Source organism: Companilactobacillus halodurans (assembly GCF_009600995.1).
In the GTDB taxonomy this organism is placed as follows: Bacteria; Bacillota; Bacilli; order Lactobacillales; family Lactobacillaceae; genus Companilactobacillus; species Companilactobacillus halodurans.
On sequence record NZ_VDFO01000086.1, the window covers coordinates 1 to 1,251 of the forward strand.

Sequence of the window (1,251 nt, forward strand, 5' to 3'; positions counted from 1 at the left end):
CAATAAAGGAGAGAAATATACTGCCAATTCAATTACAGTAGATGGATATACTTTAGATGGAGAAAGCAGCCAAACGATTGACTCAGTATCAGGCGATGCAACGTTGACTTTCAAATATACTAAGGATTCGGAACCAGTTGAATAATTTAATAATTATGATTGATAATTATTTAATATGATTTGCTAAAATTTATATAAAGATACATCGTATAAATTTTTGTAAAATCGGGAAATGAAGAAATTGATATCTATTTGAATTTTACTTCAAAGGATAGATTAATCCCTTAAGAGGTGATTTATTAGTACTTTGTCCAAATCGTATTAATTAATAATTTGAGTTTATCAAGTATCCTCATTGAGGGTACTTTTTTATGTGTAGATCAAAATTTATTCTCTTAATAAAATGGTCAAAATTTCTAAATCTATAGGAATTTATTTATTTTCCAAAAATGCCCTCAAGATTACCATTGGAATATGGTAATAAGCAACTATATTTTTCTATAATGTTGTAATGGCAATACTTCCATATCCATTTACGATGAACGATTAATTGATAATTGTCATTTAAATCAATAGATACAGTTTTAATGGCTTGTCATTCTGAAAGGCTGTACTGATGTATAAAGTGTTCAATTATTGTCTTAAATAGTCTGTTGTGTATATCTGCATCAATAACTATAAATGTAAAAGGATTTTTACTGAACGGAATTCATCGAAACAAATATTTTCAGGTAAATGTTCACATTTATATAGAGTCTTCGTATTACCATACAAAATCTTGCCTACAGTACTGGTCGAAATACCAATAATCTTAGTCGTGGAAAAGATTCTGTGTTTAACTTGTTTAGTCATTGTATGATTTTTGATCAATAAGTCACTGTGGGCACCGTAGGTGCCTCCACAGTTCCTACACAAAAATCGTTGCTTCTTAATTACTAAATGATATTCAACACCATTAAAACTAGCCAGTCTTGCATTAGTAATTCTTTTACTATTTTTAACTAGTAGGTTCATTCCACCTTGAGGACATCTATGTAAGGTGTAAAATAATTGGGCGTTCACAATTCTTATGCGTTTTATAATTCTACGTTTTTTTTATTTTGACATCTTTTACTGAAATAATTTTTACGAAAATTACAAGAACAAGTTAGCCACTTGTCCAAAAATAAATACGAAATATATCAGTACCAGAAAAGTACATTTCTAAACTCCACAGAAACTAGTGAATAGTTCCCGTGGAGTTTTGTAGTT

1 protein-coding gene is annotated in these 1,251 nt (G+C 29.3%); it reads right to left on the reverse strand.

Going from position 1 to position 1,251, the window contains the following annotated elements; genetic code table 11:
* Window positions 1–675: 675 nt before the first annotated feature.
* Window positions 676–1,014 carry a transposase family protein gene (locus FHL05_RS12360; protein ID WP_153384729.1) on the reverse strand — a complete coding sequence of 113 codons (339 nt, stop codon included), beginning with the start codon at window positions 1,012–1,014 and terminating at the stop codon, window positions 676–678.
* Window positions 1,015–1,251 lie beyond the last annotated feature (237 nt).